Consider the following 16423-nt stretch of genomic DNA (forward strand, 5'->3'; position numbering starts at 1 on the left):
CTTTCCGTGTGAGCGTTCCCAGCGAGAACGTCAGGTAATTTCCTGAGGCTCGTTGACCTGTGTCAGATCGAGCTCGTGAATGGTGTCGCGGTAGCGCGGATGCCGGAGCTGTTCTTTTTCGTATCCGCCCGCACCGCTGCGATAGTGCGACAAGGGAGATACCCCAGCATCAAGCATGAAAGACGCACACACGTTTACAAGCGGGCAAATAATCAGCAAGGAGCGAAAAGAGGGGGTGTCCTTGATGTCCGAATATCTGCCATTAAAATGGATATTATCCGGACGCTTAGCTCCCGAAAATTCCGATTCGCGCAGATATGAATCTGGCCCTGGCCCGGCGGTTGGCCGGGGGCAGCAACCGCAGCAGCAACCGCGCCATATTCGGGCGACCTTGAGCGGCCGTTAATGACCTGCGACCAGCGCAAACGACCTGTAGCGATCTCGCTGCCGAGATTTCACACCGAAGAGGTCAACGCGTCCTGTTTGCAGCCCGCGCATGTAGCAGCCATCCTGAACCACTTCGGTGGACCGATGTACCACATAACCCCAGCTCAACGACTGTCCCGGACGAACCGGCTGCCGTTTGCAAGCAGGAAGTCAGGAGTTCGAATCTCCTAGGCTCCACCAGCACAAACGCACCCCCACTAAAGATCGCTTAGTGGGTGTTTGGTCCTGTGAGTTCTGTCTGGTCGGTGTTTCAGGTCTCTCGCCAGGTTGGGGTGGATTCGCGGGCGAGGCGGCGGGTCATCAGATCGATCATGGCGATGTGAATCATGGCTTCGGATCGAGCGGGCAGGGCCTCGTAGTCGCGGACCAGTCGGCGGTGGAGCACGAGCCAGCCGAGGGTCCGTTCGGCGACCCAGCGGCCGGGCAGGGCAGTGAACCCCCTGGTGGCAGGGTCGCGGCGGACGACTTCGACGTCGATACCGAGGGCGGCGCCGCCTTCGATGGCCTTGGTGCGGTAGGCGCTGTCGGCCCAGGCCTTGGTGATGGTCGGGTGGTCTTCGGCGACCTGGGTCAGCAGGGGCAGTCCGGCGGCGCCGTCGGAGACGCCGGCGGCGGTGACCAGCACGGCGAGTAGCAGGCCGAGGGTGTCGGTGACGATGCTGCGCTTGCGGCCGGCGATCTTCTTGCCGGCGTCGTAGCCCTGGCTGGCCGCGGGCGCGTTGGCGGAGGTCTTGACGCTCTGAGCGTCGATGACGCAGGCGCTCGGTTCGGGATCGCGGCCTTCGGCGGTGCGCACTGATCGCCGGAGCAGGCCGGTGAGCTGGGTGAAGACCCCGTCTTTCTGCCTGTGGGCGAAGTAGCCGTAGACGGTCTGCCAGGGTGGGTACTCGTGCGGTAGGTAGCGCCAAGGGATGCCGGTGCGGTCGACGTAGAGGATCGCGTTCAGGATGGCGCGCAGGTCGTGCTCGCAGGGGCGGCCGATGTCGAGGCCTTTGCCGCGACGGTCGGCGCGCCAGGCGCTCAGCACTGGTTCGATGAGCGCCCATCGTGCGTCGGACAGGTCGCTGGGGTACGGTCGCTGCTCGGCCATGCTTCTGGCGTATCGCAGATTGCACGTGCCACCCAGTCCTGAGTGTCAGCTTTCAATCACATACCGTGACGTGCTCGGCATCTTGGGATGAGACAGGACTTTCCTGGATGAGGTCGGCGCTCTGCGGCTTCTCATCGACGCCACCACACCGACATGCGCCGAAAGCACGCAAATAGGGCGGTCAGGCTTAGGGACGTACTGGGACCTACATCACCTCCCAGGATTAAACGCCCACTTAGAGGAAAAAACCACCCGCCGTACCGAAGCCCACCCCGCCTACCTGCAGGAACGGCGCAGATGGCGGCTGGTGGGGCCAGCCTTACCGACAGGCCGACAGCGGCGGCAGGACGCGCTCGAAGCCGGGCAGCCTGGCCTGCGCGACGGAGGCGTACAGGTGCTTGTCGAGCCGGTTCAGGCGTGATCGGAGTCGCATGTGTATCTCTTGCCCAGCTTCGCCGACGTTTACAGGACGCGTTTGGCCCCCGGCAGGGAACGCACCAGGTAGGCCAGGCCCCAGCACAGCGGCAGGGCGAGAACGGCGACGACGGCGAACTTGACGATCGCGGCCGCGTGCAGCCCGCTGAAGGCGTAGGAGAGGCCGACCAGCACGACGGGGTGGATGAAGTAGACGGTGTAGGCCTGGTCGGACAGGAACCTGCCGCGCGGCCCCTGCCGGTTGAAGCGCTCGCGGAAGGTCACCAGCAGGCCGATGGTGATCCCCACCGCGAACACCGCCTCCCACGTCGCCGCCGCCAGCTCCGACGGCATGCCCTGGGTCGCGAACCGGACGGGCAGCAGCACCAGCGAGCAGGCCGCCGCCGCCGCGAAGCCGAGCCTGCCCGCCCTCCTGGACAGCGCGTCGAACCAGCCGTGCCTGAAGGCCAGCACGCCGAGGACGAACATGCTGACGTACTGGGGCAGGTGCGAGGGCGTCGGCAGGCCGAGCACCGGCACGTACAGGCCGGTGGGCACGACCAGGCGCCACAGGAACGTGGCGGCCGCCAGCGCGAGCGTGTACCCGGCGATCGCCGCGAGCCCCGGCGCGCCCTGGGGCACGGGGCGTGGGGTCCTGCCGTAGCGGCGGACGAGCGCGTAGACGGCGACGAAGACGAGCAGCACCTCCACGAACCACATCGGGCCCGGGTCCCAGGAGGCGAGGTAGAACTGCCAGTACGGCAGGTCCATCTCCCTGTAGATGCCGAATGTGACCAGCGGCCTCAGCAGCAGGAGGAAGACGAGCAGGGGGATGCCGAGCCGTACCAGCCGGTCCCTGAGGAACGGGCGGCCGCCCTTGCGGTCGTAGGAGCCGGGGGTGAAGAAGCCGGACAGCAGGAAGAAGAAGCCCATGAAGAAGGCCTGGTCGAACATGACCAGGACGTCGAGGGCGAGCCCCGAGGGGTCCTGGGCGGTCTCCACGTAGTACCAGACGGGGATGTTGCCGTAGGTGACGGCGACGTGGTGCAGGACGACCAGCACGGTGAGGGCGACGCGCAGGTTGTCGACGTAGGCCAGGCGCTTCATCGGACCGCCCTGAGGAAGATCTCGACCAGTTCCCTGGCGTGGGCGTCGAGGTCGTGCTGGGGGTAGGCCGCCCAGTAGGCGAACATGTTGTCCACCGCCGAGGAGTGGGTGATCGCCATGACGCGGGTGTCGAACGGCCGGAACTCGCCGCTCTCCTGGCCGAAGCGGTAGATGCGCTCCAGCGACTCGTACAGTTCCTCGTTGGCGGTGATGCCGTAGCGGGGTGAGCCGTCGGGCAGCCGGAGGTTGTGGAAGATCTCCCCCAGCGCCATGAGCTGGACGCGGTGGTCGCGCATGTGCTCGGCGACGGTGAGGTGGATATCGTCGACGGCCACGTGGTCGCCGAAGGCTTTACGGAGTCCGACGATGCGGAGGGCGGACTCCCGGTGTGTTGGCATGCCTTGAGAATCGCGCGGCGGCGGGGGTGGCGGATCGTCCGGCCGGAGAGCGGGATGGTGGATTCCGGCATCAACCGATCGGTTGATGCAGGGAGAGCGGCTGGTCCGTGGCGCGGGTCCCAGCGCCGGCGTCCACCGGCACATGCTCCAACGCCAGGCTGTCGTGCGTGTTGGCTGCGCTGATCGCGACAGAGATCGGCAGACCGGTCCGTTCAGTGATCAAGTGGATCTTCGAGCCTTTCTTGCCGCGATCGACAGGATTCGGGCCCGTCAGATCCCCCCTTTGGCCGCCCGGACACTGACCGAGTCGATCACACACCGCGACCAGTCCAGCTCGCCGCGGGAACCGAGCTCATCCAGGATGACCCGATACGGCTTGGCCCACACCCGGGCTCTGCTCCAGTCAGCGAAGCGGCGATGCACCGTCTGCCAGGAAGCGCCGAAGCCCGGTGGCAGCTGCCGCCACGTGCAGCCTGTGGTGGCCACGAACACGATGGCGGCCAGGATCAGGCGATCATCGGCTCGCCGGCGGTCACCACCCCTGCGGCCGCTTCGGAGGCGGCGGCATCACGCGCTGAAACAGCTCCCATAACTCGTCAGGAACCAGCTGATCCAGGAGCGCTTCCGTGATCGATCCAACGAGTGATCACCAATCAAGACACGGTCTAACACGATAGAAAGGGCCGTCGATGTCGATCGCATGGTGAGTCTGGCAGCCGTGCCCGTTGTGTGCCCGTTCGCAGAGCGATCAGTGGGGAGTCACGGGGACTCGCGGTCACTCGACCGGCGCATGCCCAGGTCAGCGTTTCCCCTGCTCAGAGGCCTGATCTTGAAAGAGTTCCCAAGCTGACAGCGGGTTCGATTCCAGTCACCCGCTCCCACCACTGCTTAGCGCAGCAGATCCGGGTCATGCTCATGCAGCACGGGTTCGGGATGGGCACGGCACCAGTCAACAACGCGGTACGTGATGCGGTCGAAGGGCTCATCATCGGTGAGCGGGTGCTCACAGTCGGCCAAGCGATCAAGATCCGCGGCCAGCCCCTTCAAGGTCTCCGCGCCGAACAGTCCCGACCCGATGAGCTTCTCACGCAGGTAGACCAAGAGACGCTCGTGGTGCTCGTCCCAGTTCACGTTGCCGTTGCGCTGAGCCTCGTCTCTGAGCTTTTCCGCCGCCCGCAGCAACTCGCCCTGGACGCTGTCCGCCTGCCCCCGACGCGGTACATGGGTCTTCCAGATGTGTCGAGCATCAACGGCATACTGCGAATCCATGCAGGCGACCGTACAACCCACGCCTCCAACAGGCCGCTCCCACTCCCGGATGGTCAAGCGGGCGAGGTGTGCATGTCACGAAGGAAAGACGAGGTCACGAGCTGATCGTCGGGCCATTAACCCCGGCAACGAGGGGTCAACCACGGTCACTCACGACCAGTCGAACGCCCAGTTCAGCGGCCTCACCTGCCGTACTCGCTGCACTTCCAAGCTGAGAGCGCGGGTTCGATTCCCGTCACCCGCTTCAACGACGAAGGCCCAGGTCCGGGACGGATTCCCAGTCTGGGCCTTGATCGTTTCTGGAGCCTTGTCGATCTTCCGTGCAATTAGCCCGCTGGAACGAAGATTCCGGCCGAGCCGTCGTCATCCTCATCGGTCCCGCTGATGTGCCGGCCGATCGCGTCAGTGATCGTCTGGTCGGCACCTCGTCCGGCGTGCTGATAGATCATCGCCGCTCTGACGTTGTCGTAGCCCATCCGCGCCATCAGGTCCTTGAGCCCTGCGCCGGACTCGGCCGCGAACATGTTTCCCGGCGTGCCAAAGATCATGAAAGTCCAGGTTCGGACACCGATGGCCCGGACTGCTTCCGGCCACGCCGATGCCCGGTTGAAGCCACTCCGCCGCATGAGGCCGCCCTTGGCTCTAGGGAAGGCCAGCGAACCGGGCGCGTCCTTGACGTAGATCGCCAGGTGTTCGGTGAGTGCCGGAATGATCGCCTTGGATATTTGCGACGGCCGGCCTTGGACTTGGGCGGACCGAGGACCATCTCTCCCGTCGATCGTTCGGTGTAGGCCGCCTTGATCCGGACGGTGCCGACCTTGAGATCAATGTCACTGCGAGTGAGCGCCGTGATCTCACCCCAGCGGAGGCTCGCGAAGGTATCGAGGAGAACGAAGGCGCGGAAGCGCCGGTCCTGGGAGAAGTCCGCGTGACCCGTCTCGGGCACCCGCCAGAGCGCCCGTTCGGCTTCCGCGCGGGTCGCGAAGACCTCAGGATGTGTCCGCATCTCGCCGTTGCGCCAGAACCGGACGCGGTAGCCCTCCCCCTTCTTCAGACCCCGAATGCTGCCGACAGGCCGCTTGCCGATCCTCTGCGCCAGCTCGAAGACCCGGGTCACGGACAGGACGGGCCGTTCCTCGGCGTGCTCGGCATCGGCCCCGCGGATTCGGCACGGGTTGCGGGCGATGATCCGGTCGTCCTCCGCAGCCGTCATCAACACGGCCCGCAGGAGCCGGTCCGCCTTGGCCGCCATGGTGACCGAGACGCCGTTGCCGAGCAGTTCGGCCCGCCACTGCCGGACCATCGCGGTGGACAGCGTGCCAAGGGCGGCGCAAGCGCCGCCACGCGACCCGAGCTTGCGGGCCGCACGCTGCGCGTGCGGCCTGGGGGGCCGTTCTCGCGCGCCCGCCACTCGGGCCGCGTGAAGAACGGATATGCCTGCCCTCTCGTCAGTGATGCGGGTCTAGGTCTTGGCCTGGAGCGAGGATCCGATCGGCCAGCTCGGCCGTGCCGACTGTCCCATCAGGATCAACGCTAATGGGCGTGGCTAGGCCATTGGCATGAATCAACCAAGCCAATACCAGCTCGGTTAGCGGTTTTCCGCCCTCATCATTCCAATGAGCCCGCCATCCATCCCCAGGCACCACGCCCACGACTCGCTCTGCGCGCTCTAAATGCGAAAAGTCCTGCCAGTAGGAGACTGGCCGAAGGACACCGTGCTGAGGATCGACCACCAGGGCTTCGCCTGTTCCCTGGTCCCATGCTTCGACAGGACGAAAGCGTCCGGTTTCCGTTTCAGCTCCGGTGAAGACGGCAGTCCAACCGGTCGTGTTGAAGATACGCATAGCGGCCATTGTCCAACGCCGCTGCATTAGGCGCGGTGCTCTCGAAACTACGGCCAGCCGCAAGGGAGGATGTTGATGTGGGGAGAGCACGGAACTCCCACACCAGCCTGCCGGGCAGACTGAGGGCGTGACAGAGGACATCGCGCAGCTCATCGAACTGCTTGACGACGACTCGACCAACATCGCCGACGATGCGCGAGACGAACTGATGACGATCGGCATCGGCGTCATGCAGCCACTGATGACCGCAGTGCCCCGGATGCGGTCATATGGCCAGCTCTCCGCTATCGAAATCTTTGAACATCTCGGCGAGGTCAACGCCGCACCGGTGCTGATCGACCTGCTAGACAGCGAGAACTCGACGGTACGCGAGTGGTCGGCAAATGCTCTGGAGCAGCTAGTACTCCAGCGACATTTCGAGATCATGGGCGGGATCTGCGCTGGTAGTGGCAACGGCGGGCGATCGCCTGATGCCGTCGGCGCCAACTCGACCAGCGCAGGACCTGCTCGATCGAGCGTGTGTGGGTGAGCAGGAGTGCGGCCAGCAGGCGGCGGATCTCGGGCACGGTTAACGCGATGTGCTGGTTGTCGGTGGTTCGGGGCTGTTGGGCTGCCACGACGGCGAGGAAAGCTAGGGCGAGCATGGCCAGGGTGATGTGGCGGTGCCACGGGGTCCAACCGCGGACCTGGTAGTGGTCCAGGCCGACCTGGCCCTTGGCCGCCTGGAAGGACTCCTCGATGGCCCAGCGGATGCCGGCGATGCGCACCAACGTCATCAATGGCTTCGGGGTGGGTGCGTAGCAGCGGTAGAAGGCCAGTTCGCCGGTGGTCAGGTTGCGGCGGATCAGTAGCCACCGCCAACCGGGCCGGTGTTCGTCGATGCGGGTCCATGCCCAGGCATACAGGCGGTGGCCTTTGGCTCCTGCCCCGGCGCTGTAGCGGTGCCAGTGCCGGTCAGCCGCCATAGCGGCGATCTGGGCGACGGTCATCTCCGCCCCGTCCAGGCTGGCCCGGCGGTTGGCGGCGAAGGCCAGCACATAGCCGACCCGGCGATCCTCCAGCGCCGCGCGCAGGCGAGGGTCTTGGCCGTAGACCTCGTCGCCGCTCACCCAGGAGGTCGCGATCCCGGCGTCCAGCGCGGCGGTGATCATCGCAGTGGCCAGCGCGGGCTTGGTCGCGAAGGTGGTTGGGTCCGGGACTCCAGCCCGCCCGCAGCGCTCGGGATCGGCCAGCCACGAGTGCTCGGGCAGATACAGCCGACGGTCGATCAGGGCTCGTCCGGCACCGGTGGCATAGGCCAGGAAGACGCCGATCTGGCAGTTCTCGATCCTGCCCGTCGTGCCGGAGTACTGGCGCTGCACCCCGGCCGAGCCGGTGCCCTTCTTCTCGAAGCCGGTCTCATCCACGATCAGTACACCGCCCGGCCCCAGGTGCTCGACGACGTAGCTGCGGACATCGTCGCGGACCTCATCGGCGTCCCAGCGCGCCTGGCGCAGCAGGCGTTGCATGCCCTGCGGGCCGGTTGCTCCGGTGTGTTCGGCCAGGTTCCAGCAGTTCTTGCGGTCGATGTCGTCCAGCAGGCCGTGCACATAGGCGGCGGCGGTTCGACGTGGCTCGATGCGGCCGAACCTGGCCGCGATCCGGGCGAGGAGGTCGTTGAGGGTGACGGTCCATCGGTCAGGGTCTACGCTGTCGCCCACGGCCACTGCGTGATCTTCGGTTGTTCTCACAAACTCCGCATGATCTTGCAGTGGCCGTTCCCATGCGACCACAACACCGAAGATCGCGAAGTGTCACTGGAGTACTAGGCGTCCGTTCGGCTGTGCCTGCGCTACGGGCGGCTTATCGACGGCTGCGGGTCCAGGGTGTCCCTCCGGACTTCACCGAGCCGGTTGCCCTTCGCCGTGCGCTGACGACGCTAGGGGGACGGCAGCAGGTGGTGCCACCGTTGACCGCTTCCTTACGGGTCTCGACAGGCGCCTTGGACGCGACCTGTCCAGCGATGCGGTTGGAAGAGGTCATCAACGACCTTGCCAAGCACGACCAGGCCGTCTTGTACTTCCAGCTGTGGAGGACTACTGACACCGGCATCTACTGGACCGACCACGAAACCCTGCATTGGGAGTTCGACCCTCACGCACCCTGGCCACAGACGGTAGCCATCACTCGTGAGACGGCCCTGATGGAGGCGGCTTTCGTCACCGTCCACGGGAACCTCTTTGCCGCCGTGGAGTGGATCGACGAGTCGGACGTGTGAGATCCCGCAAACAAAGCAACGACTCGGATAACGCAGCCGCGTTGGAATCGTCTGCGCCGCAGGGCCGGCCGGAGAAGTCGGCCGGCTCGGCACTCTGACCCAGGACAATGGATGGACCGCCGGCACCTACGCTCTTGGTCTCCTGTCCGAGGCTCCTGGACTGGGCATCCCGGTTGTGGCCTTGCCGTCCGTCAACAGCGCATTCGCCGCCAGTACCCCGTTTCTGCGCAGCGTGTATGCACTACCCGCCGAAGGCGTACGCGTCCCGCTCGCGCGCGCCAGCGCTCGGGCCGCGCAACGGATAGCCATACGGACGATCGTGGGCTGAGCAAGCATCCGGGCGGTACCGGTTTCCCTGCGGCCTCCCGCGGGCGCTCAATCCCGAGCACGCCGACGCTCCGCGAGGTGGCCCCACGCTGATGCGACAGCGATGGAGACGACCAGCAACGTGGCGCTTCCGGCGATGTCGAGCACATAGTGGTTGCCCGTGATAAGCACGACTGCCGCCATACCCAGCGGAAAGATCCACGACAGCAACGCCAATCGCGGATGGGAGCCCCGCAGCGCGTACCACACGGCATACGCGCACCACAACGACCACCCCACGTGCATGCTGGGCATCGCCGAATACAAGTTCTGACCGTTCTCGATCTCTCGTGAGGCATGGCCGCCCAGGATGTCGTGCCCGGCAATGATGTCGACGACGCCCGGTAGAGCGAACCGTGGAGGTGACATGGGCAGCGCCCAGAAAACGGGCAGCACGAGAACGGCCATCGCGACGAGGGTCCGGCGGACCTTGACGTAGACATCGGCATGCCGGACGAAGACCCACACCAGCACACCGATGATCGCGAGGTAGTACAGGCGGTAGTAGTACACCGCCGGCTGGATGAGGGCCGGATGCTCGGTCAGCCACTGGTTCGCCCTCAGCGCGATGTCCAGGTGGACGGCCCGCTCTATGGACTGCAGGGCCAGCGCGTTGGCGGTGGCGGCTGCGACGTCCTTCCCGGCGGCGGCATGAAGCCGTGAGAAGAGAAGGATCACGAGCAGCAGACCAGCCACTTCGACGAGCGGGGCGGGGCGCCCACCCGTCCTCCCGACCAGTGCGGCTGACCGGGCACGTGCTACCAGGCGCGATAACCGGTCGGCGGCCACCTCGAGCGGGCTCACGAGGGCACCCTAACTCACCCCGCTTCGGCATGGATCATGTCAGCCGAAAGAGCCTCGGGCGGGGCGCTCCGGCTAAACGCCCCCCACAAGGCGAGATTCCTTGAATTCCCGAGCTGACAGCCCAGGTTCGATTCCCGTTTCCCGCTCTCACTGTGAAAGCCAAGTCAGCGATAAAGGCCCGACCTGGCTTTGATCGTTTCCAGAGCTGTTTCGATTTCCGGGCGCAGGCAAGGCGACCTATGCACCGGCGTTGGAACGGCGCGGCTATGTCAGGCTGTCGATCGATGAAGTGATCTGGACGCGGTTCGGGCGCGATGCTGCCGAATTCGATCCAGCAGAGTCCGGAGGACCACAAGGCGGCTGCCGAGGAATCATTGAGGAAGCGGCTCGTAGATCTGGTGGAAGCCGGCCAACCGGTGGTCCTGGACCACAGCTTTTGGCGCCGGACGACTCGTGATCACTACAAGGCCCCGATCGAGAGTCATGGGTGTCGGTGGGAGCTGATCTATCTCAGGACAAGCCCGGCGACGTTGCGCCAGCGGCTGGCTGTACGCAACAAGCTGCACGGGGCCAACTCTGTGACCGTGTCCGAGGATCTGCTCAACAGGTACCTGGCCGGATTCGAGGAGCCTGTTGACGAAGGGGAGCTCACAATCCTGCAGGACCGATGCGACCAACCGAGGGGCGTACGCCATTCTTCGTGCCCGTTGCGTGCCCGTTCTCAGAGCGATCAACGGGGAATCGCGGGGCGTTTCCCCGTTCAGAAACCGGAATCTCGAAAGAGTGCCCAAGCCGACAGCGCATGGACCACGAGCGAAGTCGTCGACGCCTCTGGCGTGATCACCGCGATACTCGTCTGCTGTCCGCAGCACGGCCACAGCCGCTGTGCTCATGAAGATCCGGAGCACACTCGGAACGATCTCCACCCGTCATGCCCCGTGAGGCATGAAGCTCCAGGCCGCGACGCCACACGTCGCGCAGCGATCACCTTCAACCCGTATCCTCCTCGTCCTCGGACGGCAGCAGGCCGCATGCATGCTCGATGTCCCCGCTTGCGATCATGTCTTGTATGGCAGCGACCATCGAGGCGAAGCCAGGCTGGCGGATGATGATCAGATCCGAGCAGGAGAAGTACCGACCGTTGAGGTGCTCGCCTGTCTCCTGCCAGCGATCCATGATCTCGCTGACGACGCCAAGTGTCATGAACGTCGCGTACCGACGGGTGCCATCTGGCAGTGTGATGGTCGCGTCGGCCTGATCAGCGGTCTCGGGAGCGTGCCCCTCCCATGCAGGGATCATCATCTCGAAGCCCGGGTCGCTGACGCGATAGAAAGGCCCGTCAATCTCGATCATGCAGCCCACTCTGTCAGGGCCGCCGCGGGCTGCAATAGCCCTCAAGACCTCCTGTGATCGCTGGAATCAGCGAGCCGCGAGGCTTGCAGTTCGAATGCAATACGAGACGGTTCAAACTGTTCACATGGACCGCCCACACTCTCTGACCTGCATTGAACGATCCGGAACGGTCCGGGCTGGATTTGATCCGGTGGTTCGGATGCCCGAAGGCGTCCTACGCGTCGGCAGGGTCGCGTAGCGCGAGTGCTTTGGCTTCGGTCAGTCCTTTGCGCGCTGCGGCCCTGCGCCGTGCCCGGACCTGTGAGCTCGTGCGCGGACGATATTTCGGCTCCCTGGCGCAGCCGCAGGTCTCGAATCCGTCGTAGCGGAGTCCTGCTCCCAGAACGGCCGCGACCGCCGACCAACGGCGGTCTTTGGTCTTGCGCGGTGCGGCGAAGTCATGGCCGGCGAAGAGCATCGGCCTCCGGCAGCGTGTGCAGAGGTGCTCTGCGCCGTCCCAGGAGAGTTTGTGGCTCTGACGGCAAGGAACGCACACGTAGTGGACCTTGTAGGTGACCATCGCGTATGTGCACACAGGGACAGAGTACTCATCGCTTAGGTGAAGATCGTTTCAGGATTGCGGGCTTGGGATCGGCCCCCTCACATGTACGAAGGTGGGCTCCCTGCTGAGGGAAAGGCATCGATCCGTCTTCGGGGAGCTAGCTGTGCGCCCTGCTCCCCCACGACCCCTTTCACCACTGTGTCCGGTGCCTACCGTCGTGATCCCTCCCGGCCCACAGCCAACGTCAAGGGTCGCTTCCGGGGCGTTGCCGGCGACCTTCGACGTTGGTGGATGTCGGCCGGCAGGCCGCGACGCCAGAACTACGGTGAGTGAGTCAGCGGCGCCCGTACGTCAGCCGCCGCAGCGCCGCCTCGGCCGGTCCCCTTCGCCCACCGGGTGCCAGCAGCGCGGCGAGCACCACGGTGGCCAGCCAGGCGACCACGGCGATGCCGGACGCCGCGGCGTCTCCGACACGTGTGCCGAGCCCTCCCGCGTACGGCGCGAACACCGCCACGAAGATCACTGACTGGAGGAGATAGCAGGTCAGAGACCACTGGCCGCACGCGACGAGGGCCCTGACGACCGGACCGGGATACCCGCGCCGCATCCGGCTGACGACGAGTCCGATGATCGCCGCGTACGCGAGCCCGCCGGCGATGCCCGTCACGCTGTGCAGTGCGTACGCGGACACGGCAACCATGTCCGACGGCGTCCAGATTTGGGTGTCGATCAGCATCAGCGGCACCCCTCCGAGGAGGGCCAGCCCTGTGCCCACGACGGCGACCCGGGAGAGCAGGTCCCGGTGCGGCACGGGGTCCTCCAGTATGCGGCGCCGGGCCGCCCAGATCCCGAACAGGAAGGCCGGCACCACGCTGGCGGCGAAGTACGTAGGCGTCATCCCGGACCACCCGATGAGCCGCATCACGGTCGCCTCGATCGGGTCCGCCATGGCGGCGGGCGTGTCGCCCTTGGGTGCGGAGATGGTGAGCAGCCCGAAGCCGAACAGCACCACGACGTGCAGCACGAGCCCGACGACGGCGGCCCGCAGCACGGATCGGTCCTCGCGCCGGATGAATCCGACGAGTACGAGCCCGATCAGCCCGTACGCCCCGAGGATGTCACCGAAGAACAGCAGCAGCGCGTGGCAGAAGCCGAACGCCAGCAGCCACAGGCTCCGGCGGCGCAGCACCTTGCGCACTTGTGGCCAGCTTCTGCCGGTGGCGAGTTGCCGGTTGGCGAGTTGCACCAGGCCGTAGCCGAACAGGGCGGCGAACATGGGCAGAGCGCGCCCGTCCACCAGGAGGATCTGGACGCCGCCGACCAGCCGGTCGAGCGAGCCCCCGTCGAGGGCGTAGCCGCGGAAGCCCGCCTCATGGCCTGAGAGGTACATGTGCGCGTGCGCCAACGCGATGAGCAGCAACATCAGCCCGCGCGCCAGATCCGGCGCCAGCGCTCGATGGGTGATGGGAGTGGCCCCCTCTATGGGAGCCGGTGGGGCGATGGACATGGCTGTCCCCTCAGAATTAGATACATAAATGTAGCTAACAACCAAGGTAAGCTACAGTCGTGTAGCTATGCAAGGGGTGGCGATGAGCGAGCACAGCGCCAGGCCGCGCCGTCGCGGCGAAGAACTGATCAAGGCCATTCACGACGCCGTACTGGAGGAGGTGGTGGAGGTCGGTGCGGGACGGCTGACCATGGACGGCATCGCCCGGCGCGCGGCCACGCCCCGCACGACCCTGTACCGCCGCTGGTCGGACCCGATCGAGGTGCTCCTCGACGCGCTCTACCACCAGCACCCTGTCGAGGAGCCGACGCCCGGCGCCGACGACCTGCGCGGCGACCTCATCCGCGCCCTGCGTCTCATGGTCGAGTGGGCTCTCAGCCCGGCGGGCCGCGCGGTCGCCACGATCCTCACCGATCCCAAGAGCGCCGCGCTGATGTCCGAGGCGTTGTTCGAGCGGGTCTTCGCCAACCGGGGCGGCACGTTCACCCGTACCGTGCTGCAGCACTACGCCGACCGGGGCCGATTCCCTGTCGAGTTGCTCACCCCGGTCGTGGCCGACATCGGCGAGGCTCTCGTCACCAAGCGGCTGCTCGACTCCGGGACAGCGCCCAGTGACGAGGACCTTTCGGCCATCGTCGACCAGGCGATCCTGCCCGCCATCGGGCTCGGCCCGGGAAGGCCGCGAGCATGAGGAGCTGACAGCGCAGGTTGGATTCCGTCACCCGCTCCAACTGCTTCGACTTCGTGTGGAGCGCGCTTCGCGCGTCGAGCCTCAGGCCGTGTTCTGTGGGGGCGCGGCCCCCACACCCCGCTCCACTGCATCGGCTTCGCGATCTGAGCGCTACGCGCCTGAGAGCTCAGGCTGCATCTCCTCGGGGCTTCGCCCCAAACCCCGGCGAGGGGCTCCGCCCCTCCCGCTCCCCGACCGCTCGACCTCCGGGCAGCTCGGGTGGCGATGGCAACAGACAGACCATGCCCCCGGCGGGGGCGCTCCGGCTCCGGAATCATCGCCGCGCTGGGCGGCTGGGCCATAGGTGGCTGAGGTGGAAGTCTGATCACCCGGGACAAGCCGAGCAGGCCAGGGCCACGGGGTGATCAGGCTGGCGTGAGGTCTGCGCAGGTGCTCACTTCTGCAGAATGTGACCATGGAGATCATCAGAGCAACGTCCGATGTGATCACGGCTAACCTCGGGCCGGACGACGCTCTCGCCATCAACAACGCCCTCAATGAGATCTGCAACGGCGTCCACCTCGATGAGTGGGACTTCCAGACCCGCATGGGTGTCGATCGCGAACAAGCCCGCAAGGTGCTGCACGCAATCGGTGCTGCGATCGACGTGATGAAAGAGCAACGCCAGGCCGAAAGCAAGGAGTGGTAGACCCCCAGGTCCGGGGTGATCACCGTGCAATTAGCCAGGGGAACGAGTGGGCAACCACGGTCACTCATGACCGCGCCTACGCCCCAGGCCCGGCACCCTACAAGTCGTCATCCATGCGGTTCCTAAGATGGCAGCTCGGGATAGATCCCGTCACTCGCTCCACGTGTTGAAGCCGGGTCGGATGCAACATTCGAGGCCTGGCTGGATGAGTGTGCAGACAACTTCGATCCAGCCCGCGGTCACTCCTCCCAGATGGCGCGCAACGAGGGCCACCACGGTGGTAGTGCTTCGCGGTGCACACCGTGGGGCGGCAGGCGTTCGATTGCGACGCACGCCGGAGGCAGTTGCCGTTTGAGGTAGGCGGCCAGCTTGTGGTGACCGTCGATAAGGAACCAACCGGGGAACTTACTGTGGACCCCGGACAAGCCGAGAACAGGGCTACGGGGCCAAGGAGCCATCGCCTCATCCGCGGCCCTGGAAACAGCGGAAGACCCCGGTTACCCATGACCGGATACGCTTTCAGCGGCGTCAGAGCGTACTGCGGGGCTCTGGCCGGAGGAGGAGCGGTGGTTCGGCCGTTGGGAGCCTCGTTACGCGCCTGCTGTCACGCGGCGCACCCGGCGATCGCGTGCCGGTGGGCGGCGGTGTGTGAGCCGCAGGGGCTGTCCAGAAGATCAGCGCGCATCCGCCGGCAGTGTGCCGGCCTGGTGACGGCAGAGACACGGCCGGCGTCGTGCGAAGTGTGCCGATCAAGGACGGTGTGATGTCGCATCCTTGGCGCGGCTGGTGTGTCCTTCGACCCGGCCTCATGTTGTACGGCGGGACGGTCGGCAGGAATGGCCTGCACGCCCACCATGCGGTTCAGCTGATCGTCTCCGCCGAGCCCTTCACCATGGCCGACGCCCACGGCGAGCGGCTGACCACGAGGATCGCCGTCGTTCCCCCCGACACCCGCCACGCGATACTCGCCGGAGCTCGTGAGGCCCTGCTCGCTCACCTGGATCCCCGGAGTGCGCCGGGCCGGTCCCTGCTCGCGCGCTTCGGTACGGGGTGCAGGGCTTCGGCCTGGTCGCCGTCCGTCACGCAAACCAGGGATCTGCCCGTCCACGGCTCTCCAGCTCACGCGGTGACCGAACCGGCGCGCACGAGCCCGAGATCGGGGCACCACAAGGGACGGCCGCTCATGTTCGCGGAGCCGCCGGTCGGTCATGCGCGCTCGGCCGAGGCGACGACCGCGCTGCAGGTGGTCGAGGTGTGGACCGGCCACAGCGCCGCCGACATCGTTCCGCTCCACCCGGCCGTGGAGGCGGCGATCACCGTGATCCCCACGCTTCTACGAGGAGGACCGGTGCGACTGCGTACGGTGGCGGACGCGGTCCACCTGTCGCCGAGTCGGCTGGCTCACCTGTTCAGCGCGCACGTGGGGATCCCTCTGCGGCCGTACGTGCGGTGGCTGCGCCTGCAGCGTGCCATCGGCCTGGTGGCCGAGGGAGAGACGTTGACGGTGGCCGCTCACAGCGCCGGGTTCACCGACAGCCCGCACTTCACCCGCGTCTTCCGGGACACCTTCGGGAATGCGCCCTCCGAGCTCGCCGCCGCGATCGACTGGTTGCCCTGAACCGGAAGGACGCCGGCCTGCGCTGGTCG

At 66.1% G+C, this 16423-nt stretch carries 18 protein-coding genes and 1 pseudogene; 6 read left to right on the forward strand and 13 right to left on the reverse strand.

Annotation, left to right across the window (positions count from 1 at the left end; genetic code table 11):
• Window positions 1–30 precede the first annotated feature (30 nt).
• The 9 genes and pseudogenes from ABFX55_RS32750 to ABFX55_RS32790 form a co-directional block, all read right to left on the reverse strand.
• On the reverse strand, window positions 31–177 hold the full coding sequence (locus tag ABFX55_RS32750) for a hypothetical protein (RefSeq protein ID WP_346126517.1): 147 nt from the start codon (window positions 175–177) through the stop codon (window positions 31–33).
• A gap of 520 nt (window positions 178–697) precedes the next feature.
• Window positions 698–1537, reverse strand: coding sequence for an IS5 family transposase (locus ABFX55_RS32755; protein WP_346126518.1), 840 nt, complete (start codon window positions 1535–1537; stop codon window positions 698–700).
• A 462-nt stretch (window positions 1538–1999) separates the two neighbouring features.
• Window positions 2000–3058: an acyltransferase family protein gene (locus tag ABFX55_RS32760; protein WP_346121309.1), complete on the reverse strand. Its 1059-nt coding sequence runs from the start codon at window positions 3056–3058 to the stop codon at window positions 2000–2002.
• Window positions 3055–3456: a hypothetical protein gene (locus ABFX55_RS32765; protein ID WP_346126519.1), complete on the reverse strand. Its 402-nt coding sequence runs from the start codon at window positions 3454–3456 to the stop codon at window positions 3055–3057. Before ABFX55_RS32765 ends, ABFX55_RS32760 begins: the two co-directional genes overlap by 4 nt.
• A 147-nt stretch (window positions 3457–3603) precedes the next feature.
• Window positions 3604–4087, reverse strand: a pseudogene (locus ABFX55_RS32770) (IS5 family transposase); the annotation flags it as partial.
• A 257-nt stretch (window positions 4088–4344) separates the two neighbouring features.
• Window positions 4345–4725 carry a hypothetical protein gene (locus ABFX55_RS32775; RefSeq protein ID WP_346126520.1) on the reverse strand — a complete coding sequence of 127 codons (381 nt, stop codon included), beginning with the start codon at window positions 4723–4725 and terminating at the stop codon, window positions 4345–4347.
• 326 nt (window positions 4726–5051) lie between these two features.
• Window positions 5052–5273: a hypothetical protein gene (locus ABFX55_RS32780; RefSeq protein ID WP_346126521.1), complete on the reverse strand. Its 222-nt coding sequence runs from the start codon at window positions 5271–5273 to the stop codon at window positions 5052–5054.
• Window positions 5270–6028 carry a hypothetical protein gene (locus ABFX55_RS32785; RefSeq protein WP_346126522.1) on the reverse strand — a complete coding sequence of 253 codons (759 nt, stop codon included), beginning with the start codon at window positions 6026–6028 and terminating at the stop codon, window positions 5270–5272. The genes ABFX55_RS32780 and ABFX55_RS32785 overlap by 4 nt, the downstream gene beginning before the upstream one ends.
• Window positions 6029–6173: 145 nt before the next feature.
• Window positions 6174–6569, reverse strand: a complete 396-nt coding sequence (locus ABFX55_RS32790; protein ID WP_346126523.1) for a hypothetical protein — start codon at window positions 6567–6569, stop codon at window positions 6174–6176.
• Between the two features lie 127 nt (window positions 6570–6696).
• Here ABFX55_RS32790 and ABFX55_RS32795 point away from each other — a divergent pair, with 127 nt between their 5' ends.
• Window positions 6697–7098 carry a HEAT repeat domain-containing protein gene (locus tag ABFX55_RS32795; RefSeq protein WP_346126524.1) on the forward strand — a complete coding sequence of 134 codons (402 nt, stop codon included), beginning with the start codon at window positions 6697–6699 and terminating at the stop codon, window positions 7096–7098.
• Here ABFX55_RS32795 and ABFX55_RS32800 read toward each other — a convergent pair.
• On the reverse strand, window positions 6992–8269 hold the full coding sequence (locus ABFX55_RS32800; protein WP_346131339.1) for an IS701 family transposase: 1278 nt from the start codon (window positions 8267–8269) through the stop codon (window positions 6992–6994). The two genes, ABFX55_RS32795 and ABFX55_RS32800, sit on opposite strands and share 107 nt — an antisense overlap.
• A 308-nt stretch (window positions 8270–8577) precedes the next feature.
• Here ABFX55_RS32800 and ABFX55_RS32805 point away from each other — a divergent pair, with 308 nt between their 5' ends.
• Window positions 8578–8826 (forward strand): hypothetical protein, encoded by a 249-nt coding sequence (locus ABFX55_RS32805; protein WP_346126525.1) that lies wholly within the window; start codon window positions 8578–8580, stop codon window positions 8824–8826.
• Between the two features lie 375 nt (window positions 8827–9201).
• Here the strand turns inward: ABFX55_RS32805 and ABFX55_RS32810 are convergent, their stop codons facing one another.
• Window positions 9202–9996, reverse strand: a complete 795-nt coding sequence (locus ABFX55_RS32810; RefSeq protein ID WP_346126526.1) for a phosphatase PAP2 family protein — start codon at window positions 9994–9996, stop codon at window positions 9202–9204.
• 314 nt (window positions 9997–10310) lie between these two features.
• Between ABFX55_RS32810 and ABFX55_RS50030 the strand changes: the two genes are divergently transcribed.
• A complete protein-coding gene (locus ABFX55_RS50030; RefSeq protein WP_379479025.1) occupies window positions 10311–11105 on the forward strand; it encodes a P-loop nucleotide/nucleoside kinase family protein in 795 nt (264 codons plus the stop codon).
• On the opposite strand, the gene ABFX55_RS32815 is transcribed toward ABFX55_RS50030, so the two are convergent.
• On the reverse strand, window positions 10987–11349 hold the full coding sequence (locus ABFX55_RS32815; RefSeq protein WP_346126527.1) for a hypothetical protein: 363 nt from the start codon (window positions 11347–11349) through the stop codon (window positions 10987–10989). The two genes, ABFX55_RS50030 and ABFX55_RS32815, sit on opposite strands and share 119 nt — an antisense overlap.
• Before the next feature lie 875 nt (window positions 11350–12224).
• Entirely contained in the window at window positions 12225–13397 is a 1173-nt protein-coding gene (locus ABFX55_RS32820; protein ID WP_346126528.1) for a DUF418 domain-containing protein, read from the reverse strand.
• 82 nt (window positions 13398–13479) lie between these two features.
• Between ABFX55_RS32820 and ABFX55_RS32825 the strand changes: the two genes are divergently transcribed.
• The 3 genes from ABFX55_RS32825 to ABFX55_RS32835 all read left to right on the forward strand — a co-directional run bounded on the left by ABFX55_RS32825 (window position 13480) and on the right by ABFX55_RS32835 (window position 16394).
• Window positions 13480–14088 (forward strand): TetR/AcrR family transcriptional regulator, encoded by a 609-nt coding sequence (locus ABFX55_RS32825; protein WP_346126529.1) that lies wholly within the window; start codon window positions 13480–13482, stop codon window positions 14086–14088.
• Between the two features lie 454 nt (window positions 14089–14542).
• Window positions 14543–14776, forward strand: a complete 234-nt coding sequence (locus tag ABFX55_RS32830) for a hypothetical protein (protein WP_346126530.1) — start codon at window positions 14543–14545, stop codon at window positions 14774–14776.
• Window positions 14777–15539: 763 nt separating this feature from the next.
• Window positions 15540–16394, forward strand: a complete 855-nt coding sequence (locus ABFX55_RS32835) for a helix-turn-helix transcriptional regulator (RefSeq protein ID WP_346126531.1) — start codon at window positions 15540–15542, stop codon at window positions 16392–16394.
• Window positions 16395–16423: the final 29 nt, after the last annotated feature.

Source organism: Nonomuraea roseola (genome assembly GCF_039535395.1).
Classification (GTDB): Bacteria; Actinomycetota; Actinomycetes; order Streptosporangiales; family Streptosporangiaceae; genus Nonomuraea; species Nonomuraea roseola.